Origin of the sequence: Pseudomonas fluorescens, assembly GCF_005938625.1 — a bacterium.
GTDB classification, from domain to species: Bacteria; Pseudomonadota; Gammaproteobacteria; order Pseudomonadales; family Pseudomonadaceae; genus Aquipseudomonas; species Aquipseudomonas fluorescens_BD.
Window position 1 is genome coordinate 217656 of the sequence record NZ_VCNJ01000001.1, and the last position, 17149, is coordinate 234804.

The 17149-nt window shown below is 59.5% G+C and carries 14 protein-coding genes; 6 read left to right on the top strand and 8 right to left on the bottom strand.

The features are described from left to right. The first annotated feature begins 253 nt into the window (after positions 1-253). Positions 254-2659: a glucose/quinate/shikimate family membrane-bound PQQ-dependent dehydrogenase gene (locus FGA82_RS00940; RefSeq protein WP_141125690.1), complete on the top strand. Its 2406-nt coding sequence runs from the start codon at positions 254-256 to the stop codon at positions 2657-2659. 85 nt (positions 2660-2744) lie between these two features. After that, positions 2745-4043 (top strand): carbohydrate porin, encoded by a 1299-nt coding sequence (locus tag FGA82_RS00945; RefSeq protein ID WP_141125691.1) that lies wholly within the window; start codon positions 2745-2747, stop codon positions 4041-4043. Between the two features lie 63 nt (positions 4044-4106). Here FGA82_RS00945 and FGA82_RS00950 read toward each other — a convergent pair whose 3' ends face one another. Then, positions 4107-4358: a hypothetical protein gene (locus FGA82_RS00950; protein ID WP_123594637.1), complete on the bottom strand. Its 252-nt coding sequence runs from the start codon at positions 4356-4358 to the stop codon at positions 4107-4109. A 176-nt stretch (positions 4359-4534) separates the two neighbouring features. Next, a complete protein-coding gene (locus tag FGA82_RS00955; protein ID WP_141125692.1) occupies positions 4535-5182 on the bottom strand; it encodes a hydrolase in 648 nt (215 codons plus the stop codon). 178 nt (positions 5183-5360) lie between these two features. Between FGA82_RS00955 and FGA82_RS00960 the strand changes: the two genes are divergently transcribed. From FGA82_RS00960 to FGA82_RS00970, 3 genes are all read left to right on the top strand, one after another. After that, the gene (locus FGA82_RS00960) at positions 5361-6284 is read left to right on the top strand and encodes a LysR family transcriptional regulator (RefSeq protein WP_141125693.1); all 924 of its coding nucleotides are present in this window, start codon (positions 5361-5363) and stop codon (positions 6282-6284) included. Positions 6285-6322: 38 nt separating this feature from the next. Beyond that, the gene (gene alaE, locus FGA82_RS00965; RefSeq protein ID WP_141125694.1) at positions 6323-6784 is read left to right on the top strand and encodes an L-alanine exporter AlaE; all 462 of its coding nucleotides are present in this window, start codon (positions 6323-6325) and stop codon (positions 6782-6784) included. Between the two features lie 97 nt (positions 6785-6881). Continuing rightward, entirely contained in the window at positions 6882-7178 is a 297-nt protein-coding gene (locus tag FGA82_RS00970; protein ID WP_249384200.1) for a hypothetical protein, read from the top strand. 153 nt (positions 7179-7331) lie between these two features. Here the strand turns inward: FGA82_RS00970 and FGA82_RS00975 are convergent, their stop codons facing one another. After that, the gene (locus FGA82_RS00975) at positions 7332-7700 is read right to left on the bottom strand and encodes a hypothetical protein (protein WP_141125695.1); all 369 of its coding nucleotides are present in this window, start codon (positions 7698-7700) and stop codon (positions 7332-7334) included. Between the two features lie 79 nt (positions 7701-7779). Between FGA82_RS00975 and FGA82_RS00980 the strand changes: the two genes are divergently transcribed. Further along, positions 7780-8070 (top strand): hypothetical protein, encoded by a 291-nt coding sequence (locus FGA82_RS00980; protein WP_141125696.1) that lies wholly within the window; start codon positions 7780-7782, stop codon positions 8068-8070. Positions 8071-8089: 19 nt separating this feature from the next. On the opposite strand, the gene FGA82_RS00985 is transcribed toward FGA82_RS00980, so the two are convergent. From FGA82_RS00985 to FGA82_RS01005, 5 genes are all read right to left on the bottom strand, one after another. After that, on the bottom strand, positions 8090-12487 hold the full coding sequence (locus tag FGA82_RS00985; RefSeq protein ID WP_141125697.1) for a response regulator: 4398 nt from the start codon (positions 12485-12487) through the stop codon (positions 8090-8092). A 43-nt stretch (positions 12488-12530) separates the two neighbouring features. Beyond that, the gene (locus FGA82_RS00990) at positions 12531-13688 is read right to left on the bottom strand and encodes a response regulator (protein ID WP_141125698.1); all 1158 of its coding nucleotides are present in this window, start codon (positions 13686-13688) and stop codon (positions 12531-12533) included. Between the two features lie 158 nt (positions 13689-13846). After that, positions 13847-15193, bottom strand: a complete 1347-nt coding sequence (locus FGA82_RS00995; RefSeq protein ID WP_141125699.1) for a glutamine synthetase family protein — start codon at positions 15191-15193, stop codon at positions 13847-13849. Positions 15194-15213: 20 nt separating this feature from the next. Continuing rightward, a complete protein-coding gene (locus FGA82_RS01000) occupies positions 15214-15771 on the bottom strand; it encodes a helix-turn-helix domain-containing protein (protein ID WP_007913292.1) in 558 nt (185 codons plus the stop codon). A 25-nt stretch (positions 15772-15796) separates the two neighbouring features. Then, complete coding sequence (locus FGA82_RS01005) at positions 15797-17086, bottom strand: NAD(P)/FAD-dependent oxidoreductase (protein ID WP_141125700.1); 1290 nt, start codon at positions 17084-17086, stop codon at positions 15797-15799. Between the last annotated feature and the right edge of the window lie 63 nt (positions 17087-17149).

Genomic DNA, 17149 nt, shown 5'->3' on the forward strand with positions numbered 1-17149 from the left:
ATGCCGTGCGTCGGCTGACCGCTGAGCGTTGACTGAACATGGCGCTGTGGGAGAGCTGTCATAACCCACATCTTTCCTGACATAACCGCGTCTTTCGCCGACACTCCGCAAACCTGTTCGACCCACTGAGCACGCCAGTTCCGGCTCCGGCGCGTTATTCAACAACGAGCAACGCTTTATTACTGAATTAGTGATTTAACTAGATAGTTACCTAATTATATAATGCGCGCCTCATTTCAACGGGACACTCAACGTGAAGCAGAGTCAACGCCTCTCGGGCATATCAAAATTCATTCTGGTCGGGCTGGGCGTCGTCATCGCCCTGCTCGGCTTGGCGCTGGCTGCGGGCGGCGTGAAGTTGGTCAGCTTGGGAGGCTCGTGGTACTTCCTGGTGGGTGGCTTGGTCATGACCGTTTCCGGTCTGTTGATCGCGCGCTTCAAGCTGGCCGGTGCGTGGCTGTTCGCCGCGTTCCTGGTCGGGACTGCGATCTGGGCAGTGAGCGATGCCGGGCTGGTGTTCTGGCCGGTGTTCTCGCGCCTGTTCATGTTCAGTGTGATCGGCCTGGTCGTGGCGCTGGTTTATCCGCTGCTCAAGCGTGCCAGCGGTGGCGTTGCGGGTCGCGGCGCTTACGCCGTGGCTGCGGTGCTGGCGGTCGGCGTGGTTGTGGCGGCCGGCAACATGTTCGTCGCTCACCCTACCGTTGCCGCTACTGGCACCGGCCCGGGCCTGACTCCGGTCGAGCCGGACAAGGCGCAGAAAGACTGGGCGCACTACGGGAATACCGAAGGTGGCAGCCGCTTCGCTGCGCTGGACCAGATCAACCGCAGCAACGTCGACAAGCTGAAAGTGGCGTGGACCTACCACACCGGTGACGTCGCCGAGAGCGATGGCAATGGTGCTGAAGATCAGCTCACTCCGCTGCAGGTCGGCAACAAGGTGTTCATCTGCACCCCGCACAACAACCTGATTGCGCTGGATGCCGACACCGGTAAAGAACTGTGGAAAAACGCGATCAACGCTCAGTCGAAAGTCTGGCAGCGTTGCCGTGGCATGGCTTATTTCGACGCCACCGCCGCCATCGCTCAGCCGGCCAATTCGAAAATCATCGAAGCCAAGCCTGCGCCGGCCGGCAATTGCCAGCGTCGTCTGCTGACCAACACCATTGATGCGCGCCTGATCGCGGTCGATGCTGACACCGGCGAGTTCTGCCAGGGTTTCGGCAACAACGGCCAGGTGGATCTGAAGTCCGGTCTGGGTAACGTGCCGGACAGCTACTACCAGTTGTCCTCCGCGCCACTGATGGCCGGTACCACCGTGGTGGTTGGCGGTCGCGTAGCTGACAACGTGCAAACCGACATGCCCGGCGGCGTGATCCGTGGTTTCGACGTGATCACCGGCGCCATGCGTTGGGCCTTCGACCCGGGCAACCCGCAGGATAAAAACGCACCGGCCGACGGCAGCACTTATGTGCGCAGCACGCCGAACAGCTGGGCGCCGATGTCCTACGACCCGGCCACCAACACCGTGTTCCTGCCGATGGGCAGTTCGTCGACCGACATCTATGGTGTCGAGCGCAGCAAACTCGATCACACCTACGGTGCTTCGATCCTCGCGCTGGACGCCACCAGCGGTGACGAGCGCTGGGTGTTCCAGACCGTACACAACGATCTCTGGGACTTCGACCTGCCGATGCAGCCGAGCCTGATCGACTTCACCAAGGACGGCAAAACCGTTCCGGCGCTGGTCATCGGCACCAAGGCCGGGCAGATCTACGTGCTCGACCGTGCCACCGGCAAACCGCTGACCGACGTTAAAGAAGTACCGGTGAAAGCGGCGAACATCCCCAACGAACCGTACTCCCCTACCCAGCCGAAATCGGTGGGCATGCCAGAAATCGGTGCTCAGCACCTGACCGAATCGGACATGTGGGGCGCTACTCCGTACGATCAGTTGCTCTGCCGCATCGACTTCAAAGGCATGCGCTACGACGGCCTGTACACCGCGCCGGGCATGGACAAATCGCTGAGCTTCCCGGGTTCGCTGGGCGGCATGAACTGGGGCAGCATTTCCACTGACCCGGTGCACGGCTTTATCTTCGTCAACGACATGCGTCTGGGTCTGTGGATTCAGATGATTCCGTCGCAGAACAAAGGCCAGGCGGCTGGCGGTGGTGAAGCGCTGAACACCGGCATGGGCGCCGTACCGCTGAAAGGCACGCCTTACGCCGTGAACAAAAACCGCTTCCTGTCGGTAGCCGGCATTCCTTGCCAGGCGCCGCCGTTCGGCACGCTGACCGCCATCGACATGAAGACCCAGAAAATCGCCTGGCAGGTTCCGGTCGGCACCGTTGAAGACACCGGTCCACTGGGCATCCGCATGCACCTGCCGATCAAGATCGGTCTGCCAACCCTCGGCGGCACCCTGTCGACCCAAGGTGGTTTGATCTTCATCGCCGGCACCCAGGACTTCTACCTGCGCGCATTCAACAGCGGCAACGGTGAAGAAGTCTGGAAAGCACGTCTGCCAGTCGGCAGTCAGGGCGGCCCGATGACCTATGTTTCGCCGAAAACCGGCAAGCAATACATCGTCATCACCGCCGGTGGTGCGCGTCAGTCGACCGATCGTGGCGACTACGTGATGGCTTACGCCCTGCCGTAAATCACGGTGTCCACGTAAAGCGCGGCACCTTCGGGTGCCGCGTTGCTTTCCCCCTATTGCTCATGTTTTCTGCAGGAAGATTTACATGCTATCGGCTGTTGGTTTTTCCCGTTCCGACCTGTTCAAAGGCCTGTTGCTGGGCTTCGCTTGCACCACCGCCCTCCCCGCGCTGGCCGACAACGATTCCGATCTGTTGACCCGCAGCACCCTCACCGGTGACTGGGGTGGCTTGCGTCACCAGATGGATGAACAAGGCATCAAGTTCACCGGCGATTACAGCGGTGAAATGGCCTACAACGCCGACGGCGGCCTGCACCGCTCGGCGCGCTACTCGCAGAACATCAAACTCGGCGTGCAGTTCGACCTGAGCAAACTGTACGGCGTCGACAATGCCGGCAAGGTCCAGTTGACCATCAACGACCGCCGCGGCAACAGCGCCTCGGAAGACCTCGTCGGCAACCGTCTGCCGATCCAGGAAAACTACGGTGGCCTGTACACGCGCCTGACCGAACTGAGTTACGAGCGCAGCCTGTTTACCCCGGCGCTCAACGTGAAACTCGGTTACATGGCCATGGGCAACGACCTCGGCGGCCTCGACAGCGGCATTCTGTGCAACTTCATGAACGCAGGTTTCTGCGGCCATCCGCTGAACATGTCCGGCGGCAGCGGTTGGACCAACTACCCCAACGCGCGCCTCGGCGTGCGGGTGAAATACGACCTGTCGTCCTCCTGGCAACTGCGCGTGGCCGCGTTCAACGTCGACCCGGAAAGCAACGGCAACTCCAGCCGTGCCTGGCACCTTGACCCTAAACACACCACCGGCACCGTGGTGCCGATCGAGCTGGTGTACAAACACGCAGGCACCCTGCCCGGCGAATACAAGCTCGGCTACTACTACGACAGCTCTGATGTAAAACGCATCGGCAGTGACAAAGAAGTCTCCGGTCGCGGCGGTCATTACCTGCTGATCGATCAGGCCGTCTGGAGCTCGCCGACGTCCGAGGGCCGCAGCCTGCATGCCTTCGGCCAATACTCGGCGGCCAGCGAAGCGGCCTCGCCGTTCAGCAAGTGGTATGGCACCGGCGTGGTTTTGTACAAACCGTTCGAGGGTCGCCCGCGTGACACCGTCGCCCTGGGTTATGGCCGCGCCGTGCCGAACCCGCGCAGCCGCGACGTGCAGCAGGACGCCGCATTGAATAACGGCACAGCGTTCCCGAACCTGGACAGCGCCGAGCAATTGATCGAACTCGGCTACGGTTATCAGGCCACGCCTTGGCTGACCCTGCGCCCGAATGTGCAGTACATCATCGAGCCCGGCGCGTTTTCCGGGCAGGACATCGATAATGCGTTGGTGTTTGGTTTGCAGGTAAAAGCGGCGCTCTGAACGTCCTGATTACAGGCGATAAAAAACCCGGTTCGAATGCCGGGTTTTTTATTGCCTTCAAGATCACTTTTTCTTTTTAGCCGGCTTATCAGCCTTCTTTGAATCCTTGGCCTTCTCAGGCTTGCTATCGGCTTTCTTAGCAGACTTCTTGGGCTCGGCGTCTTTTTTCTTGTCTTTCTTGTCCTTGTCGGAGGACTTCGAAAGCGCCGAAGCCGCTGCTGATTTCTTCGCAGGTGATGACTTTTTGTCTTTCAAATCCTTGCTGGCTTTCGAAGCGTCACCTTTGTCTTTGCTTTTCTTTTCGTCTTTAGCCACGTTGACCACCTCTCGGAGTGTGCCGTGATTGACACAGCGCCTGTGCGATTGACCACAAGCTAATCATTAGGCGAGCAGGTTCCGAGGCCGTTCAGATTATTTTCAGGCGTTGAAAAAAGCCAAATAAAGGCAGCGCGGGCGATTGCCAGCGCCACCGTTTAACAATGGCCCGCTAATCAGGCCTTTTTGCCAGCCTCCTGGAGCGCCTTTTCAGCGTTGATGCCGTCGAAGTTTTCGAACACGCCCATAAACCCCGGCACGGTCACCTCTCGCGCCCAGTCGCGCTGCAGTTCGCAGTACATTTGCACGCGGCTGATGAGCTTCGCGCCCGCCTGCTCCATTCGGCGCAACGCCGCCTCATGCGCGGCGAGCGACGTGCCGCCCACGGCATCAATCGGCACATAAACCTCATAGCCTTCCTGAATCGCGTCGAGTACCGGAAAGGCCAGGCAGGCTTCGGTCCACAGCGCGGTCATGATCAGTTTCTTGCGCCCGAGCGCTTTGACCGCCTGTTTGAACTCGGTGTCCTCCCAACTGTTGATCGACGTGCGGTCATAGGTTGGCAGATGGCCGAGTACCGCTTGCAACTCTTGAATCGGCGGTTTGTTGCGGCCCGTCGCGACATTCACGGTCGAGTGGATGATCGGCAGGTTGTAATTGACCGCCGCTTTCGCAACGCTGGTGATGTTGAAGACCAGTTCATCCCGTGGCATCGAGCGGATCGAGGACACCTGAACCGGTTGATAGTCGATGACAATCAATGCTGAGTTCTCGGGCGTCAGCAGTTGATCGGTGTGAGGGTTGCGGATTGCTTCGCTTGCCATTTGCAGGTCCTTTTGTATGGGTAACGCACGTCGGTGAAACGGCCGGAGCCCGTGCGGTTTGTGATTCCAGAGCACACGCGAGTGACGCCGTGCCTGGAAAACCCATTGTGCTGTTCCCCTGTTCGCGGCAGTAGTAGCATCCCGAGGCGAACTGTGTCGCGCCAAGGGGAACACGAGAATGGATATCGAAGAACTGCAAACCTTCGTCGAAGTGGCGGATGCCGGGGGCATTTCACAGGCGGCGCTGCGGCTCGGGGTCTCGAAATCAATCGTCAGCCGACGGCTGGTCCGGCTTGAGGCGGAACTCGGCGTGCAACTGCTCGCACGCTCCACTCGCGGGGCGTCCCTCACCGAGGCCGGCGCGACGTTCCGCGATTACGCCGCCCGGGTTTGCAGCGAAATCGACATCGCCAAGGAAACCATCCTGCCCGCCGGCGCCCTGCGCGGTCGCTTGCGCGTAGCAGTGCCGTTGTCGTTCGGGCCGACGCACTTCGCCCCGGTGCTGGCGGAAATGGCTCGCCGTCACCCTCAATTGCATATGCAGACCTGCTACAGCGATCGCTTCGTTGACCTCATCACCGAGGGCTACGATTGCGCCATTCGCGTGGGTTATCTGCAGGACTCCAATTTGATCGCAAGGCGTATCGGCCCGGTCTACACCAAGCTCGTCGCAAGCCCCGACTACATCAAAGCGCACGGCGCACCCGAAACCCCGGACGAACTGCACGCCCATCAGGCGCTCATGCAAGGTACCGAAGCCTGGCAATTCATGGAGGCTGACAAGGTCATCACGGTTCGCCCGCAAGGGCGCTTCAAAGCAGACAACGGCACCGCGCTCGCCGCGGCCGCGACTGCCGGCCTCGGCGTCGCCTACTTGCCCGATTGCCTCACCCACGAACACATCGCCTCGGGCGCACTCGTGCCGATCATGACCAACCATCCACCGCCCCCCGCCGGTGCATACCTCCTTCGCGCGCCAGGCCCGCATCCCGCGCGCAAGATCCGCGTGCTCACCGAACTGCTGATCGAGTACTTCGGCGAATCGCCGCACCTCGCGGTGCAGCCGCTGTCACAGCACGAAGAAGCGCCGGCGTTTAGCTGAGGAAAGATCAATGCTCAAGCCATGAAAGGAGAGTTGAGGTGCCGCAACGCCTGCAACGGCCAATGCGTCGGACTGCATTTACCGCAGACACCACGGCGCTGATCCTGTTTTTCACTGCCACCGGCATCATCAATGAACGCTTCATTGCTGGCATGACCTGGGATCAGGTTCTGCACGCGCGCCTGCTGGGCGCGGCGCTGATGATTCCAGTCGCGCGACCTTACGGTGTCTGGCGCGATTGGGTAATGACGCGCGCCGGTCAGGGTCGGTTGTCGAGGTTGCTCTGGGACAGCATCGCCCTGGTCAGTTTTCAAGTGCCGATCTATGCAGCGATCATTGCCTTCAGTGGCGCATCGGGAGAAGGCCTGGTGCGCGGCACACTTGGCGCGGCCGTGATGATGCTGGTGCTGGGGCGACCCTATGGGGCGTTTCTTAATCGGGTGCGCAGGTTGTTTGGCTTGCCTCCGGGAGGGGACAGGCCGATGTCGTTGAAGGGTTGAGGGGCTGTAATTGACCAAAAGTGGAAATTCGTTTCGGGCGCATTCATTCGCCGAAACTGGTCTGTAGTAGGATGCGGATTTAATCGAAAGAAGCTTCATGATGGATGTTCGTGCACTTGAAGAAAGCAGTGTCTTGTCGATCACAGTGGACCAAGCCCATCGCTATTTTGAGATAGTTGTGAGACTGGATGACGGGACCAAAAAAAAACTGATGGCATGGAACGCGGACGGCACGGAGCTGGCTATCAGACTCGGCGCTCTTTACGTTCAAAACCACAGCGGGCTCGGAGAGCTTGAAGGGATAAGCATCGTTGATAATGTTTTATTCCTTGAAGGTGATTTTGGAGATATCACGATTCAAGCCACCTCGATTTCTATCGAAAAGCTGGTGTAACTACCGTTCTGGAGGCTGCTGCGAGCTGAAATCTACCCATATGGATGTCCGTTCTTGGCCGAAAGCAGTCGCTCGAGAAATATCGCCGACGACCGCTTTTGACCCCAAGCAGACAATTCAGCTCCTTGATGAATAGGAAACCTCCTGCCCATCCTAAAATCGGGACGGTGGTTCAAGTCCAGCATTGATCTGTGAAAAGACATGGTCAGGGTCTATCTGGCACCAATATTTGAACAGCAGGCGAGGTTCGGAATCTGCAAAATACTGGCTCAGAGTGCTCTCGGCGGGGATCGTCAATTTGGGTTCTAGCCATTGCTGAGCTAAAACACCAATGTGTTTGCCAGACGTACATATAATCCACGTCGCCTTGCCTCCACTGATGGCAGGCAAGTAACCCATACCTCGGATCGCTTCGAACAATGTGCGCAGTGTTAACGTTGGATCAAGCTCGATTGATGTTCTATGACTTTCCAGATCATCCCCTGCATGCACGCTATCGCGATCAATGCTAATGGCCCACATGAATGCTCCTTGTTAACGTTGCCCGGTTACTTGAATGCAAGCTCCCAATCGACCCTATACCCCTCGCCGGCGCAAACCTATGAATCTCCTGCAAGCTGCAAATGGTCATTTACTCATCGAATTCGGTGAGTTGTCGGATGCCGACTGGCAGGCGCTGGAAAGCAAACTGGTTAATGTCTGGGGCTTTCAACGCGTGGGCGAAGTCGTCGTCGACTTGGACGGTACAATCTGTCCCGACTTCGAGCGCCAGGATCTGAAGCTCGCTGCAGGTTGGGACATCTGGTTAGGGTATCACTTGCTTTCTGAGTCCGCCGCCGGCGACGAATTCTTGCAAAGAATGTGGGCAAATAAAGGCAAACAAAGGGACTGATTTATTTTCTGGAAATAAATCAGTCCCCTTTTTTTTCATCGCAGGCTTTCACAAGCTGCAAGGCGCGATCAAAGTCGAACAGTTCCACCTGCGCCGCGACGAGTGTCAGACGCTCTGCCAACCCTCGATCGAGAGGCCTGTTGCGCAGTGCCGCCAGCACGTCCAAAGCCGCCGTATCACCTTCGTCCAAAAGAACAATTAGCCTGTTCAGTTGCTCGCTGATGGCCGAGTCGTCCAGCCGGTCACCATCCGTGGAGGCCGTTTTGTCCGCCTTAAGGTCGGCCAGAGACGCCAGGGTCGGGCGCAAGCAATGTTCGACCTGCGTCGCTAGCGCTTGCACTACCGTCGCCGGCTCGCCGTTCTGGCAGGCCTGTTCCAACAAAGCGCAAGCCTGCGCCACGGCTTTGGCGCCGAGGTTGCCGGCGGTACCGCGCAAACTGTGCGCCAGCCGCCCGGCGGCAGCGGGATCCGGATCGATTCGTGCGGCCTGGAATTGCTCGGTAAAGTTTGTCTGAGTATCGCGAAACTTGCAGAGCAGACGTAAGTAGAGATCCCGCCGCCCCATGCAAGTGGCGAGACCCGCCGCCAGGTCAATGCCCTCAAGATGATCTGGCAAGCCATCGGCAAAACCTGAGTTCAGCGGTGCTTGAGCGGCTCTTGGTTTGATCCACTTTGCCATTGTGGCGAACATGGTTTCGACATTCAGTGGCTTGGAAATATGGTCGTTCATGCCGCATTCGAGCGCGCGCTCGCGGTCACCGTCCATGGCGTTGGCGGTCATGGCGATCACCGGAAGACTGCTGAAGCGCGGTTGCTGGCGAATGTGCCGGGTGGCCGTGTAGCCATCCATCACCGGCATCTGGCAATCCATCAGCACGCCATCGAAGTCGCCATCCTCGCCGAGGATATCCAAGGCCTCTTGGCCGTGAGTGGCAAGTCGCAAGCGTATTCCGACGCTCTCCAGCAGTTCGCTGGCCAGTTCCTGATTCAGTTCGTTATCTTCGACCAGGAGCAGCCGCGCACCATTGAGACTGGCGACGGTACTGGCATTGTGTTGGGAGCGTTCGCCAGCCCGAGTGTCGCTGTGCGTGTCTCTGCCCAGCACGACACCGATGGCTTCGAGCAACGATGACGGCGTGACGGGTTTGGTCAGTACCACCGGCAGCTGGATGCCCTGGCGTTCGGCTTCTTCGCGGGCTTCTTCGCGGCCAAAAGCCGTCACCATGATGACCGATGGCGTGCGCAGCAGACTGGCGGAATGCATTCTGTTCACGGTTTCCATGCCATCCATGCCGGGCATTCGCCAGTCCATCAAGACCAGATCGTAAGGCAGGACCTTGTGCTCGGCGTCGGCCAACATACGCAGCGCCAGACTACCGCTCTGCGCGACATCCACTTCCAGGCCAAAGCTGCGTGCCATCCCCGAGAGAATTTCACGGGCACTGTTGTTGTCATCCACGACAAGCACGCGCATGCCCAACAGCTCGCCAGCCTTGAACATGCGACGCGGCAGAACATTTTGCTGTACGCCGAGTTGTACTTGGAAGTGGAACGTGGAGCCGACTCCCGGCTCGCTCTCAACCCAGATTCGGCCGGCCATCAGCTCAACCAGTTTCTTGGAAATAGATAATCCCAAACCGGTGCCGCCATACTTGCGGGTGATCGAAGTGTCCGCCTGACTGAACGACTGGAACAGGCGTGAACACTGCTCGACGGTCATGCCGATGCCGGTATCGCGCACCCAGAAATGCAGCTCCACGCTGTCCGTGTGCGCGGCCACTTGTTCCAGACCGACCACGATCTCGCCGTGCTCGGTGAACTTGGCCGCGTTGTTGCCGAGGTTGATCAGCACCTGCCCCAGCCGCAAGGGATCGCCCAGCAGTGCCGTGGGCAAGTCGGGCGAGATCTGGAACAACAACTCGAGGCCCTTGTCCTCGGTCTTCAGGCCAATCATGGCAGCGAAGCTGTCGAGTACGTCTTCCAGGCGGAACGGCACCTGTTCGAGGCTCATCCGGCCGGCCTCGATCTTGGAGAAGTCGAGGATGTCGTTGATGATCCCCAGCAGGTTCTCCGCCGAGCGGTGGACCTTTTCAATGTAGTTGCGCTGGCGTTTGTCCAGTTCGGTACGCAGTGCCAAGTGGCTCATACCGATGATGGCGTTCATCGGCGTACGGATTTCATGGCTCATGTTGGCGAGGAACTCGCTCTTGGCCTGCGTGGCTTCTTCGGCCGCGGCCCTTGCCTCTGCCAGTGCGGTGACGTCGATGTTGATACCGGTGGCGCGCAATGGTTTGCCGTCAGGCGTGCGTGAGAAGCGGTTCAGCGACCTCAGCGTGCGCACCCGTCCATCGTTTTTGCGTACGATCCGGAAGTCGAACTCGACGCGGTCATTGCCACTCTGGATGGCGCTCTCGAACGCGCTGCTGACGCGTGCCACGTCCTCGGGATGCATCAGCGCCTTCCAGTGCGCCAACGTGCCACCGAATCCGCCAGGCTCAAGTCCGAACAGGGTTTCGAGCTGGGGCGTCCAATAATTTGTGCCGCTGACCAGATCGACGTCGAACAACCCGATGTCACCTGCCTCTTGTGCCAGGTTCAGGCGATCGCTGGCGGTTCGCAGCCGGGCTTCCATCGCGCGGCGTTCACTCACGTCGCGCACCGAGGCGCACACGCAGACACCACGACCCTCCAGACGCGGTAGATGAGAAAGGCCGATTTCCACGGAGAACAGACTGCCGTCTTTGCGTACCCCGCTCAGATCGTCAAGATCGCCACCCATCTGCCGGGTTCCGCCGCTGGCAATGAAGCCGTCGCGTAACTTGACATGGCGCTCACGGGCAGCCTGCGGTACCAGACGCTCGATGCTGGCGCCAATCAGCTCGCCGGGGGCGTAGCCAAACAAGGTGTCCATTTGCGGGTTGGTCATCAGGATGCGGCCGTCGGCCCCCAGCACCAGCATGCCGTCCGGTGCTGCCTCGATGATGCCGCGATACCAGGCCTCGGTGGCGCGCAGTGCTGACTGCTGGGCCTCCAGCTCTCTGGCCTGGTGTTCCAGCTGCAAGGTTTGCGCGCCCATTTCGTCAGCCTGGCGTCGAGTTTCCTGCAGCAGCGCCTGGGCTGCCTCGCTGCGTTCCATAATGGCCATCGCACCGGCCAGCCTGGGCAGAACTTCTTGCAAGAGCAATACCTCGTTCTCCTCCAGCGAGCGAAAGCCAGCCATTTCCACAACCCCGAGCAGGCGCTCGCCACGCAGCACCGGCTGCACCATCAGGTGGCTGGCGGCAACTGCGCCCAACTGCGCGCGCACATGCCAGAACGATTCGGGCAGATCCTCAAGCTGACGGGGTTGGCGATCCAGTGCGCACTGGCCAAGCAATCCCTCACCGAGCTCAAGCTCGGCGGGCAACGGGTGCTCACTGTCCACCGCATAACCGCCGACCAGTCGCAGGCGTGATGCGCCTTCATAGAGCACGTAAAGCGCCCCTTGGCACATGCCCAAACGGGGTGCGATGCGGCTGAAAAAAGCCTGGGCCAATTGTTGCGGTGTCTCGGCCTGTTGCAGATCGACTTGCAGGAGCGAGGCGTGAGCTTTCACCCAACGCTGGCGTTCAAGTTGACAAGCCTCCACCTGCAGCGTGGCAATGGCGCGCGCCAGATCGCCGGTTTCATTGCGCAGGTCGGTGTGCGGGATCTGACCGTCCAGCTTGCCCGACGCCAATTCATCCACGGCCACGCGTACTCGATTCAACGGCACGCGAATGGAATAACTGACCAGCCAGGTCAACAGCAAAGCCAGCGTCGAACCGCCCAGCAGCAAGATGTACGTGATCGTAGTACTACGCTCTGCGTACTCAGCCAGGTTCTTCGCTGTATCGTGGATGTCGGTTTCCTTGTTTTTCTCGATCTGCGTAAGCAGCCCATCGCCGCCCTGCTCCAGCGCAAGAAAGTCCTTACTGTTGAGCAACATCAAGGCCTGCCCCAAGGAACCCTTGCCGGCGAACTCCAACGCTTCATCGCCATCTTTTTGCAGACGCTGCAATACCCGTTCGAATTCCAGCAGGCTGCTGATGCTGCTCTGTCGGCGCAGTGTTGGACGTACCTGCTCCAGCGCTTCATGGAGTCGCGCCTGGGCGACATCCATCTGGGCTCTGGCGCTGATACGGATGTCCGCGTTGTTGGTAGCGATTGCACGTTGCATGGCGAGCAACAGATGCGGCAACTGCACCCGAACCTCCTGCACATGCTGGATGCCCACCAGATCCTGTTGGTACAACTGCTGCATTTCATTTCTGAGCGAATACTGGGTGCGCAGGCTTTGCGCGCCCAGTATCAGGATCAATATCAGTAGCGCAGCGAAGCCGATGATCAATTTATTGCGCAGAGACAGGCGCTCGAGCATCTCGAACAGTCTGTTCATAAACAGCCTCTTTCAACTGGATGTGCAAACGGATGCGCGGGGCTCAGGGACGGTCGGCAATCTGCTCAAGCAGAGCTAACTGCCTGGCCATGTCCTGGTCGCTGTCGGCGAAGCGCTCGGCAATTTCGCGGAACTGCTCGGCATTGGCCAGAAACGCGTCACAGATGTCCGGATCAAAATGCGAGCCCCGGCCTTCGCGGATGATTTTCACCGCCTGCTCGTGGGGCATGCCGGGCTTGTACACGCGACGACTGATCAGCGCATCGTAGACATCCGCCACGGCCATCAATCGGGCGCTGATCGGGATGTCATCGGTGGCCACGCCTTGCGGATAGCCACTGCCATCCCATTTTTCTTGATGGCCGTAGGCAATTTCTTTGGCCAGATGAAGGAAGTCGACATTTATTCCCAACTGATCCTCGGCGTGCTGGATGGCGTCGCGCCCCAATGTGGTGTGGGTCTTCATGATCTCGAACTCTTCGGGGGTGAGTCGTCCCGGTTTGAGCAGGATGCGATCAGGAATGCCAATCTTGCCGATATCGTGCAGCGGCGCCGATTTGAAGAGCAGTTTAATGGTGTCCTCGTCGAGGAAGTCCCGGAAGCGCGGGTGATTGCGCAACAGTTGAGCCAGGCGTTTGATGTAGTGCTGGGTGCGGCGAATGTGGTTGCCGGTTTCGTTGTCACGGGTTTCGGCCAGCGAAGCCATGGCGTGGATCGTGACATCCTGGATGGCGATCACCTCGCGGGTACGCCGTTGCACTTCCTGCTCCAGAAAGTCGTTCTGATTGCGCAGGAAATCGGCAACGGCCTTGAGCTTGATCTGAGTCTCGACCCTGGCCATGAGCACCGGCGGGATGATCGGCTTGGTGATGTAATCCGCAGCGCCCAGGCTCAAGCCGCGAATCTCGTCCTCCGTAGCGGTCATCGAGGTCAGGAAAATGATCGGAATATGGCGAATGCGAGCGTCACGCTTGAGCTGCTCGGCAACCTCATAACCGGACAGGCCCGGCATCATGATGTCCAGCAGGATCAGATCGGGAAGCGGATCGGCCTGCAGAAGGCGCAGGGCCTTTTCGCCGCTGTTGGCGGCTTTGACCCGATATTTGTCCTTGAGCAACTCGGCGATGAGCATCAGGTTATCGGGGGTATCGTCGACCACCAGAACGGTCGCTGATGGATAAACGCCGTGAGTGCTATCCATGGTTGTTGGCTCCCTTGCCAGACAATTAAGGAGTCGGCGTACTTGCACCAATCTCTTGCTGGCAAGCGTAGCTAGAAAAGCTGCAATCGCTAGGTGGAGATTGGTCGATAGCAGCCCCTCTCGACGCATGCGTCGACAATTACGTTTCGGCGGCGTCTTCAAAAATACCAGCGATATTCTCGCGCACTGATCTCCTGCATAAACGCCAAATGATCCTGGCGTTTGTTCTCGCAAAACACATCGACAAACTCCGCACCCAGCCCCTCACGCAACTGCGGCTGATGCTGCATCGCGCGCACGGCCTCGAACATTTCCTTGGGGAAATCGATCCCGCTGCTGCGATCTTCATTCAGCGGCGCAATGGGTTCTTTGCCCGACTCCAGCCCGTGTTCAAGCCCCACCAGAATCGCCGCCAGCACCAGATATGGATTGGCATCCGCGCCCGCCAAGCGATATTCAACCCGCAGGTTCTTCACGTCCGACTCTGGAATCCGCAGGCATGCATCGCGATCCTCAAAGCCCCAACTCGCTTTGGTCGCGGTGTTCACCGTGCCACCCAAACGGCGCATCGAGTTCTGGTTTGGCGCGAAGATCGGCATGCTGTGCGGCAGTAACTCCAGGCACCCGGCCACCGCGTGGCGCAACGCCTGTTGCTGATTCGCGGCCAGCAGATTATTGCCCGCCGAATCGTAGAGGCTCACATGCACATGCATGCCACTGCCCGGATACTGCAAGTACGGCTTGGCCATGAAACTGGCGCGATAACCGTGTTTAAGTGCCACGCCGCGCGTGCTGCGGCAGAACAACGCGGCCCAATCCGCCGCACGCAAACCGTCGTCGAGATGGCCGAAGTTGATTTCAAACTGGCCGGGGCCGAGTTCTGCGGTGATCACCGTGGCGTCGATACCTTGCGCCCGGGTGGCTTCGACCATTTCATCCAGCACCGGCGCGAAGCGTGAGAGCCGCTCGATGTGCAGGTTCGGTTGATCATCGGCGTCGTCAGTCAGGTCGTCGCGGGGGAATTGCGGCAGACCGTCGCGCAGCTTTTTATCGAACAGGTAGAACTCCAATTCAAAAGCCACCACCGGATGAATGCCTTTGCGTGCCAGACGATCAAGCACCTGCGCGAGGACTTCACGGGGTTCGAACTCTATCGGTTTTTCCGTGCCGTCCGAAGTGATCAGCATCTGCCCCAGCGGCTGCGCTTCCCAGGTCACCGGTTTCAAGGTGCCCGGCACCAGACGGCGCACGGCATCCGGGTCGCCATCGTTGAAGCAGTAATCGCCGATCGGGAACAAGCCACCCTGCACGCCCAGCAGTACGCAATTCTGCGGCAGCTTCAGTACGCTGCCAGCGGCGACTTTTTCGAGCATGTCGATTGGATAACGCTTGCCGTAAAAGTGCCCGGGAATGTCCAGGCAAATCAGGTCGACATAACGCACCTCGGGGTAGCGTTGGCGAAAGGCACGCACTTCGGCGAGCAGGTCAGCGCAGACAGCGTCCATCGTATTTATCCTTGTTGTAATCAGGTGTAGACCCAGAGCACGCGAGTCAGCTGCTCAGTGAGGTTGCCGTAGCGGCAGCGGGTATGACTGTCGAATTGAAAGCTGTCGCCGGCCTTCAGCGTGGTCGGTTCTTCGTCGTCGCCCAGCCACAGCGTCAATTCGCCTTCGAGCACGTAACCGCCCTGCTCCGAGCTGTCGGTCAGATGGCGATCACCGCTGCTCGCGCCGGCTTCCAGATGACTTTCGAGCATGGAAAACGAAGCGCGGATCTGCGGCGACACCAGAATGTCGGTGATGCCGTTGGCGTAATACAACGTGCGGCGCTCGTCCGGGCGCGTCACCCACGGCAGCTCTTTAGGCTTGGGCAAACTGTAGAAATAGGTGGTCGGCACGCCGAAGGTTTCGCTGATCGCGGTCAGGTCTGCCACGGTGGGCCGTGACAAGCCGCGCTCGACCTGCGAGAGAAAACCCACCGAACGGCCGATCTTGTCGGCCAGTTCTTTCAGGGTCCATTTCTTGTGCTTGCGCAGGTCGTGGATAAGGATCGCCAGCGCAGCGATTTCTTCTTGCTTGTTCATGGACGCGATTCCGAAAAAAGTCTCATCAAATGCTGTCGCGCAGTCGGTACCAGGCCTTGCCGATGGCTTCCAGCGGTGCCGCGAAATGCTTGCCGCCGGGGAAGCGGCCATTGCTCAGGCCCTGATACAAAGCCAATTCATCCGCCTCGCCGAGAATCGCAGCGGACACCGCGCGCGCGGCGGCCAGTGTCGGCAAGACGCCGTGGCCCGAATAGCCTTGCAGCCAGTAACGATTGCCCTCGCCGCCAACGTCTGGCGTGCGGTTCATCGTCAGATCGATGTGTCCGCCCCAGGCAAACTCGATGTCGACACCTTTGAGCTGCGGGAACACCCGCTCAAGAAACGGCCGCGTCGCTGCCGCGATGTCCTTGGGCATGCCACCGAGATAAGTGCAGCCGCCGCCGAACAACAAGCGGTTATCTGGCGTGCGCCGGAAGTAATCGAGGACGAACTGGTTGTCGGTCACGCAGACATTGCGCGGCAACAGCGCGCTGGCCTGCTCAGGTGTGAGCGGTGCAGTGGCGACTTGATAAGTGCCCACCGGCAGAATGCAACTGGACAGTTGCGGGTCGAGTTCATCGAGATAAGCGTTGCACGCCAGCACCAGCACATCGGCGCGCACCGAACCGCGCTCGGTGTTGACGCGAAAACCTGCGCCCTGCTCCTGATAACTCAGCGCTTTGCTTTGTTCATGAATACGCCCGCCGGCTCGCTCGATGGCATCCGCCAGGCCCAGCGCCAGTTTCAGTGGATTGAGGTGCGCGCCCTCAGGGTCGTAAAGCCCGGCCTGATAGCGATCGGTGGCCACCCATTCCGGCAGTTGTTCACGGGGAATGAACTGCAACACATCGTGGCCCCACTTGTGGCTGGCCTCGTGTTGCCATTCGCTGAGCAGGCTGACCCGCCGTGGCATCACCGAGGTCCACAGGTGCCCGGGGCGATAGTCGATGTCGAAGCCGTGACGACCCGGCAATTCACGCAATTCCCGAGCGGCCCAACGCATGCCATCCCACAAGCGTTTGGCCCGTTCGTGGCCCAGCGCAGCTTCCAGCGGCGGCATGTCGCACGACCAGCCGAGAATCGCCTGCCCGCCATTACGCCCCGAGGCCGCCCACGCCACGCGACTGGCCTCCAGCACGATCACGCGTTTACCCGCCAAGGCCAGACGCAACGCCGTGTGCAGACCACTGAAACCGGCGCCGATGATCACCACGTCGGCGTCAATTTCACCTTCCAGCGCCGGTCGATCACGCAGAATATCGGCGCAACTGTGAGCGTAATAGCTGTCGACGTGCTGGCTGGATTGCAGGAACATTCGCGACCTCATGAAATTATCTTTTTATAATTTCATGAAAATCTACAGAATAAATTTCACGGC